The 1,694-nt window shown below is 42.0% G+C and carries 1 protein-coding gene; it reads left to right on the forward strand.

The window, feature by feature from the left end; all coding sequences use genetic code 11:
• The first annotated feature begins 118 nt into the window (after positions 1 to 118).
• Complete coding sequence (locus tag LI015_RS27875; RefSeq protein ID WP_227126771.1) at positions 119 to 1,459, forward strand: IS30 family transposase; 1,341 nt, start codon at positions 119 to 121, stop codon at positions 1,457 to 1,459.
• The last annotated feature ends 235 nt before the right edge of the window (positions 1,460 to 1,694 follow it).

Genomic DNA, 1,694 nt, shown 5'->3' on the forward strand with positions numbered 1-1,694 from the left:
TAAAATGTAATATTAACTTCTTGTTTCACCAACTAAATTCGTGATTGACGATTTCAGTCTTACACAGAATGTGATATGATTCTCTTGGTAAGTGGATTCCTCCATTAGGAGGATTATTATGCCTAAGAAAAAAGAATATGATCACAAGCATCTTTCAACCAGCCAGCGCATTCACATCGAAAAAGGATTAAATGACGGTTTGTCCTTTGCTGCTATTGCAAGAAAACTAGATAAGCATCCCAGCACCATTGCAAAGGAAGTTAAAAAATACCGGACGCTTCAGCCTCGCGAGAAAGACCCGAAGAAGCCGGCCAGGTGTGCCCTCTTCAAAGAGTGCACCCTGCGTTTCCTTTGCGATAAAAAAGACTGTGTAAAGATGTGTAAGAGCTGCTATGATGTAAAGCTGCAGGTTTCAAAATGCAGCTATCTGTGTTCTGAATACCGGGAGCCTCAATGTGCCTCTATATCTAAAGCACCTTTTGTGTGCAATCACTGCGCAAGGCAGCGGACCTGCAATAAGGAAAAGGCCTACTACATTGCCCAGAATGCAGATCAATCCTCTCAGGAGCTGCTTGTATCATGCAGGCAGGGGATTAACCAGGCTCCTGCCGATATCGCAATGCTTGATACGCTTATCTCACCATTGCTTGCCCAGGGACAGTCACTGGCGCACATTTATGCCTTTCACGGACACGAGATTCCTTGTTCCAGAAAGACGCTCTACAATTATATCGATCAGGGTGTTTTTACTGCTAAAAACATCGATTTACGCCGCAAGGTACGTTACAAATGCAAGCCAAGAAAAACTGGTACAAGGGTCAGCCTGGCTGCAAAAGAATTCCGTATAGGACGAACCTACGAGAATTTTCAAAAATTCATTCAGGAAAATCCTGATATTCCAGTTGTCGAACTTGATACCGTAGAAGGCGGCCGGGATAACAGCACGCAGGCTTTCCTTACCATCTTTTTCCGGAACTGTTCCCTTATGCTTATTTTTGTGCTGCAAGAGAAATCACAGGACCAGGTCATAAAAGTTTTCGACTATTTGACAGAAAAACTCGGTATTAAGGTTTTTCAGGAACTGTTCCCTGTAATCTTGACTGATAATGGTGTGGAATTTCAATTTCCAGAACGATTGGAGTGTGATAAAAATGGTGAAATTCGCACCAAAATCTTTTACTGCAATCCGAACTCTTCCTGGCAAAAAGGACGTATCGAGAAAAATCATGAATACATCCGATATGTGATTCCCAAAAGCCAGAGTCTGGATCACTATAAGCAGAGAGATGCCTGCGTACTTATGAATCATATCAACAGTGAAGCCAGAGACAGCCTGAACGGCTGCACTCCATTCAGGCTGTCTAAGATGCTTTTAAATAACAGGTTACACAGACTTTTATGTCTCCAGGAAATACCTGGCGACCAAGTCCACTTAAAACCATCGTTACTTAAAAAATAGAATTAGAATCAAGACGGAATCCACTGCCGAATTTAATCCTACAAAAATTTGGCATGTGGAATTTAGTCTTGCACACTTACCCAGATGCCTGTTTGCCATGCTTGCACACATGAAAACAGGCCCCTGTAAGGTCATTGTAACTCTATTTTTGTCACTCGTAAACCGAAATGAAGCGAATTAGGTGCTGCAAAATCAATGTTTTGTAGAAATCACGAATTCACTCTGTAATTTTACC

Origin of the sequence: Enterocloster sp. 210928-DFI.2.20, assembly GCF_020554465.1 — a bacterium.
Taxonomy (GTDB): Bacteria; Bacillota; Clostridia; order Lachnospirales; family Lachnospiraceae; genus Enterocloster; species Enterocloster bolteae.